General features: G+C 70.5%; 6 protein-coding genes. All 6 read left to right on the plus strand.

From position 1 onward, the window contains the following. Positions 1 to 27 precede the first annotated feature (27 nt). Positions 28 to 1,413 carry a hydroxysqualene dehydroxylase HpnE gene (hpnE, locus tag ACIHCQ_RS31795; protein WP_399670058.1) on the plus strand — a complete coding sequence of 462 codons (1,386 nt, stop codon included), beginning with the start codon at positions 28 to 30 and terminating at the stop codon, positions 1,411 to 1,413. Further along, the gene (locus tag ACIHCQ_RS31800; RefSeq protein ID WP_399670061.1) at positions 1,410 to 2,531 is read left to right on the plus strand and encodes a polyprenyl synthetase family protein; all 1,122 of its coding nucleotides are present in this window, start codon (positions 1,410 to 1,412) and stop codon (positions 2,529 to 2,531) included. The genes hpnE and ACIHCQ_RS31800 overlap by 4 nt, the downstream gene beginning before the upstream one ends. 141 nt (positions 2,532 to 2,672) lie before the next feature. Then, positions 2,673 to 4,709, plus strand: a complete 2,037-nt coding sequence (gene shc / locus ACIHCQ_RS31805; protein WP_399670064.1) for a squalene--hopene cyclase — start codon at positions 2,673 to 2,675, stop codon at positions 4,707 to 4,709. Continuing rightward, positions 4,709 to 5,374: a 1-hydroxy-2-methyl-2-butenyl 4-diphosphate reductase gene (locus ACIHCQ_RS31810; protein ID WP_399670067.1), complete on the plus strand. Its 666-nt coding sequence runs from the start codon at positions 4,709 to 4,711 to the stop codon at positions 5,372 to 5,374. The genes shc and ACIHCQ_RS31810 overlap by 1 nt, the downstream gene beginning before the upstream one ends. Before the next feature lie 5 nt (positions 5,375 to 5,379). Continuing rightward, positions 5,380 to 6,402 (plus strand): adenosyl-hopene transferase HpnH, encoded by a 1,023-nt coding sequence (gene hpnH / locus ACIHCQ_RS31815; protein ID WP_399670070.1) that lies wholly within the window; start codon positions 5,380 to 5,382, stop codon positions 6,400 to 6,402. A gap of 4 nt (positions 6,403 to 6,406) precedes the next feature. Next, positions 6,407 to 6,694, plus strand: a 288-nt coding sequence (locus tag ACIHCQ_RS31820) for a flavodoxin-dependent (E)-4-hydroxy-3-methylbut-2-enyl-diphosphate synthase (RefSeq protein ID WP_399670073.1), incomplete at its 3' end; no start/stop codon positions are given.

A 6,694-nucleotide genomic window follows, 5' to 3' on the forward strand; every position in this document is an offset into this window, starting at 1 on the left:
GACCGCTACGACCCGAGGGGAGGCCCTATGACGGACGACGATGTGCTGCTCCGGCGCGCCGTGGTGGTCGGCGGGGGACTCGCGGGCATCACCGCCGCCCTGCAACTCGCCGACGCGGGCCTGAGCGTCACCCTGGTCGAAGGCCGCCCCCGGCTGGGCGGCCTCGCCTTCTCCTTCCGCCGCGGCGACCTCACCGTCGACAACGGCCAGCACGTCTATCTGCGCTGCTGCACCGCCTACCGCTGGTTCCTCGACCGGGTCGACGCCACTCACCTCGCCCCGCTCCAGGACCGGCTCGACGTGCCCGTGCTGGACGTGGCGCATGCGCGCGGGCCGCGGCTGGGGCGGCTGCGCCGCAGTGCCCTGCCCGTGCCGCTGCACCTCGCCGCGTCCCTCGCCACCTACCCGCACCTCTCGCTCGCCGAGCGGGCCGGTGTCGGGCGCGCCGCGCTGGCGCTGGGCAGGCTCGACCCGGCCGACCCCGCGCTGGACGGCATCGACTTCGCGACCTGGCTCGGCCGCCACGGCCAGTCCCGGCGCACCATCGAGGCCCTGTGGGACCTGGTCGGCGTGGCGACGCTGAACGCCACCGCGCCCCATGCCTCGATGGGCCTGGCGGCGATGGTCTTCAAGACCGGACTGCTCTCCGAGCCGGGCGCCGCCGACATCGGCTGGGCCCACGTGCCCCTCGGCGAACTCCACGACACGCTTGCCCGCAAGGCGCTCGACTCCGCGGGCGTACGCACCGGGGTCTCCACCCGCGTCAAAAGCGTCTCCCGCGCGGGCCACGGCCGCTGGCACATCGACCTGGACGGCGAACAGCTGACCGCGGACACCGTCGTGCTGGCCGTAGCGCAGCGCGAGGCCCACGCGCTGCTGCCCGAAGGAGCGCTCGACGACCCCGACCGGCTCCTCGACATCGGCGTCGCGCCGATCCTGAACGTCCATGTCCTGTACGACCGCCAGGTGCTGCGCCGCCCTTTCTTCGCGGCGCTCGGCACCCCGGTCCAGTGGGTCTTCGACCGTACCGAGGCCTCGGGGCTGACGGACGGCCAGTACCTGGCGCTGTCCCAGTCCGCCGCCCACGACGAGATCGACACACCCGTAGCCGTACTGCGCGAGCGCTATCTGCCCGAGCTGGAACGGCTGCTGCCCGCCGCGCGCGGCGCGCGGGTACGCGACTTCTTCGTCACCCGGGAGCGGACGGCGACCTTCGCCCCGGCCCCTGGCGTCGGCAGACTGCGCCCCGGCGCGCGCACCCGCGCGCCGGGCCTGTACCTTGCGGGCGCGTGGACCGCCACCGGCTGGCCCGCAACCATGGAGAGTGCCGTACGCAGCGGTTTCAGCGCTGCGGGCGCCGCGCTCTCCGCCCTCGGCCGCCCCCATGAACATCCGCTCAAGGAGGTGGCATGAGCCTTAGTACTGGAACCACCAGAGGAGAGACCGTGCCGACTGTGCCCTCGGCCAACCAGGCTGACGTGACCACAGCCAGAGCGGAAAGCGCGGACACCCTGGCGCTGCTGGAGCGCGGGCGGGCCATGTCCACTCCGGTCCTGCGCGCCGCCGTGAACCGGCTCGCGGCGCCCATGGACACCGTCGCCGCCTACCACTTCGGCTGGATCGACGCCGAAGGCCGTCCCGCCGACGGGGACAGCGGCAAGGCGGTGCGCCCGGCGCTGGCCCTGCTGTCCGCGGAAGCGGCCGGAGCCCCGCCCGAGGTCGGCGTCCCCGGCGCCGTTGCCGTCGAGCTCGTCCACAATTTCTCGCTGCTGCACGACGACCTGATGGACCGCGACGAGCAGCGCCGCCACCGCGACACCGTCTGGAAGGTGCACGGCCCCGACCAGGCGATCCTTGTCGGCGACGCGCTCTTCGCGCTCGCCAGCGAGGTCCTGCTGGAGCTCGGCACCGTAGAGGCGGGACGCGCCACCCGCCGCCTCATCACCGCGTCCCGCAAACTGATCGACGGCCAGGCCCAGGACATCTCGTACGAGCACCGCGAGCGGGTCACCGTCGAAGAGTGCCTGGAGATGGAGGGCAACAAGACCGGCGCGCTGCTGGCCTGCGCTCTCTCCATCGGAGCGGTCCTCGGCGGCGCGGACGACCGCACGGCCGACATGCTGGAGTCGTACGGCTACCACCTCGGCCTGGCCTTCCAGGCCGTCGATGATCTGCTCGGCATCTGGGGCGACCCGGTCGCCACCGGCAAGCAGACCTGGAGCGATCTTCGCCAGCGCAAAAAGTCCCTGCCGGTCGTCGCCGCGCTCGCCGCGGGCGGCCCGGCCTCGCAGCGCCTCGGCGAGCTGCTCGCCGCCGATGCCAAGAGCAATGACTTCGACAGCTTCTCCGAGGAGGAATTCGCCACCAGAGCGGCGCTGATCGAGGAGGCGGGCGGCCGGGAGTGGACTTCGCAGGAGTCCCGCAGGCAGCACACCATCGCGATCGAGGCCCTCAATGGCGTCGACATGCCGGAAACGGTCCGCGCGCAGCTCACCGCGCTCGCGGACTTCGTCGTCGTACGGAAGAAATGAGCGCTATCGCCCGTAGATCCGTGTTCTCCGGGGGCTAGCCGCCCCCAACCGCAAGCAGTCGCCGGCCGGTGTACGGGAAACCGGGCGCCGGGCGACGGAGACCCCAGCACAGCAGAGATCCACTGCAACGAAGGGGAAGCCATGACAGCGACGACCGACGGAAGTGGCGGGCCCGCGGGCGCCCGCGCAGCCGCGGCCACCGAAAAACTGACCGAACCCGAACCCGAACCCGAAACCAAAACCGAAACCGAAACAACGCGCACAACTGCCGGCGGTGACGTCCTCGAAACCGCTCGGCAGGCAGCGGCACGGTCCGTCCAGTACTTACTGGACCATCAGGACGCCGCGGGATGGTGGAAGGGCGACCTTCAGACCAATGTGACGATGGACGCCGAGGACCTGCTGCTGCGTCAGTTCCTCTCCATCCAGGACCCGGCGGTCACCGAGGCCGCGGCCCGGTTCATCCGGGGCGAGCAGGCCGAGGACGGCACCTGGGCCACCTTCTACGGCGGCCCCGGCGACCTCTCCGCCACCATCGAGGCATACGTCGCCCTGCGGCTGGCCGGTGACCGGCCCGACGACCCGCACCTGGCCCGCGCCTCCGCCTGGGTACGCGAGCAGGGCGGCATCGCCGGAAGCCGCGTCTTCACCCGGATCTGGCTGGCCCTGTTCGGCTGGTGGAAATGGGACGACCTGCCCGAACTGCCGCCGGAGCTGCTCTTCCTGCCGAAGTGGTTCCCGCTGAACATCTACGACTTCGGCTGCTGGGCCCGGCAGAGCATCGTGCCGCTCACCGTCGTCTCCGCGAAGCGGCCGGTCCGGCCCGCGCCCTTCACCCTGGACGAACTGCACACCGACCCCCGTACACCGAACCCGCCCCGGCCCCTCGCGCCCGCCGCGAGCTGGGACGGCTTCTTCCAGCGCGCCGACAAGGCGCTGCACGTCTACCGCAAGTTCGTGCCGCGCCGGTTCCGCACCGTCGCGGTGAACGCCGCCGCGCGCTGGATCATCGAGCGACAGGAGAACGACGGCTGCTGGGGCGGGATCCAGCCGCCCGCCGTGTACTCCGTCATCGCGCTGTATCTGCTCGGCTACGACCTCCAGCACCCCATCATGCGCGCCGGTCTGGAGTCGCTGGACCGGTTCGCGGTGTGGCGCGAGGACGGTGCCCGCATGATCGAGGCCTGCCAGTCGCCGGTCTGGGACACCTGCCTCGCCACGATCGCGCTCGCCGACGCGGGGCTGGCTCCGGACCACCCCGCGCTGGTGAAGGCTGCCGACTGGATGCTCGGCGAGGAGATCCAGCGGCCCGGCGACTGGTCCGTACGCAGGCCCGGGCTCGCCCCCGGCGGCTGGGCGTTCGAGTTCCACAACGACAACTACCCGGACATCGACGACACGGCCGAGGTCATCCTCGCCCTGCGCCGGGTCCGGCATCCCGACGCCAATCGGCTCGACGCGGCGATCGAGCGGGGCGCGCGCTGGACCGCGGGCATGCAGTCGAAGAACGGCGCGTGGGCCGCCTTCGACGCCGACAACACCAGCCCGTTCCCCAACCGACTGCCGTTCTGCGACTTCGGCGAGGTCATCGACCCCCCGTCGGCGGACGTGACCGCGCATGTCGTGGAGATGCTGGCGTACGAGGGCAAGGCGCACCACCCCCGTACGCGCCGCGGCATCGCATGGCTGCTGGACGAACAGGAGGACAACGGGGCCTGGTTCGGGCGCTGGGGCGTCAACTACATCTACGGGACGGGGTCGGTGGTGCCCGCGCTCACCGCGGCGGGGCTGCCCGCCGCGCACCCCGCGATCCAGCGCGCGGTGCGCTGGCTCGAATCCGTACAGAACGACGATGGAGGCTGGGGCGAGGACCTGCGCTCCTACCGCGAGGACAAGTGGATCGGGCGCGGCGCCTCCACCGCCTCACAGACCGGGTGGGCGCTGCTCGCGCTGCTCGCGGCGGGGGAGCGGGACAGCAACTCGGTGGAGCGGGGGGTTGCCTGGCTCGCCGAGACCCAGCAGGCCGACGGCTCCTGGGACGAGCCGTACTTCACCGGCACCGGGTTCCCCTGGGACTTCTCCATCAACTACCACCTCTACCGGCAGGTCTTCCCGCTCACGGCGCTCGGCCGCTATGTGCACGGGGAGCCCTTCGCCGACACCCACAGGGGGGCCTGATGGAAGGCGCCTCCGAGTCGTCGCCCGGCCTGCCCGGCCGCTATGGCCCGCCCGGCGTCTCCGCGCCGCTGCTGATCGCCTGCGCGCTCTCCATCGAGAGGCTCGCCCTGCGCGGCGGGGGCCGCCACCCGGTGACCGTACTGCGTACGGGCATGGGGCCGCGCAACGCCGAGCGCGCCGTGCTGGAGGCGCTGGGCAAGCAGCCCGAGTCCGTGGTCGTCGCCTCCGGCTTCTGCGCCGGACTCGCCCCCGGCATGCACCCCGGAGACCTGGTCGTCGCCGACGAGACCCGCGACGCCCATGGCTCCACCGAATGCACCAGCACACAAGCGCTGGTCAAGGCGGTGACCCGGGCGGTGCCCGGCCGCACCGTACACACCGGCCCACTGACCGGCTCCGGCCATGTCGTACGCGGACATGAGCGGGCCGAACTGCGCGCCACCGGGGCGATGGCGGTGGACATGGAGTCCGCCGCCACGCTCCGCGCCGCACTGTCCACCGGGACCCGCCCGGTTGCGGCCGTCCGGGTGGTCGTGGACGCTCCTGAACATGAGCTGCTCCGCATCGGCACGGTACGCGGTGGGATATCCGCCTTCCGCGTGCTCCGTGCCGTCCTTCCCGCGTTCTTCGAATGGCACCGTTCTTTGCTGCTCCCCAGGAGGTGAGCTAGATGGCCATGCCGCTCCGTCAGACCATCAGGGTCGGGACGTACCTTCTTGAACAGAAGCTCCGCAAGCGTGAGAAGTTCCCGCTCATTGTTGAGCTGGAACCTCTCTTCGCCTGCAATCTGAAGTGCGAGGGCTGCGGGAAGATCCAGCATCCGGCCGGAATTCTGAAGCAGCGTATGCCGGTCGCGCAGGCGGTCGGGGCGGTGCTCGAATCCGGGGCCCCGATGGTCTCCATTGCCGGCGGCGAGCCGCTGATGCACCCTCAGATCGATGAGATCGTGCGTCAGCTGGTGGCCAGGAAGAAGTACGTCTTCCTGTGCACCAATGCCATGCTGCTGCGCAAGAAAATTGAGAACTTCACCCCGTCTCCGTACTTCGCGTTCGCCGTGCACATCGACGGCCTGCGCGAAAGGCATGACGAGTCGGTCGCCAAGGAAGGGGTGTTCGACGAGGCGGTGGAGGCGATCAAGGAAGCCAAGAAGCGCGGCTTCCGGGTCACCACCAATTCCACCTTCTTCAACACCGACACCCCGCAGACCGTCATCGAGGTGCTCAATTACCTCAATGACGACCTGAAGGTGGACGAGATGATGATCTCGCCCGCGTACGCCTATGAGAAAGCCCCCGACCAGGAACACTTCCTGGGCGTCGAGCAGACCCGCGAGCTGTTCAAGAAGTCCTTCGCGGGCGGCAACCGGCGGCGCTGGCGGCTCAACCACTCCCCGCTCTTCCTCGACTTCCTCGAAGGCAAGGCCGACTTCCCGTGCACGGCGTGGGCCATCCCGAACTACTCGCTCTTCGGCTGGCAGCGCCCCTGCTATCTGATGGCCGACGGATACGTCCCGACGTACCGGGAACTCATCGAGGAGACCGACTGGAGCAAATACGGCCGCGGCAAGGACCCGCGCTGCGCCAACTGCATGGCGCACTGCGGCTACGAGCCCACCGCCGTACTCGCCACTATGGGCTCCCTCAAGGAATCCATCAGGGCGGCTCGCGAGACCGTCACGGGAAATCGCGGGTGATGTGATGTCAGCGGCAGGGGGCCCAGTACCTCTGGGGCTCCCCGCGCTGCCGGCCCGGCCGATCTCGATGCGCCGCGTCTCGCGGCGCATCGAGGTCGGGTCGGTGGCGGTGGGCGGGGATGCTCCGGTGTCTGTGCAGTCGATGACGACGACGCGTACGTCGGATATCGGGGCGACGTTGCAGCAGATCGCGGAGTTGACCGCGTCGGGGTGTCAGATTGTGCGGGTGGCGTGTCCGACGCAGGATGACGCGGACGCGCTGGCGACGATCGCGCGGAAGTCGCAGATTCCG

Origin of the sequence: Streptomyces sp. NPDC052236 (assembly GCF_044548015.1) — a bacterium.
Taxonomy (GTDB): domain Bacteria; phylum Actinomycetota; class Actinomycetes; order Streptomycetales; family Streptomycetaceae; genus Streptomyces.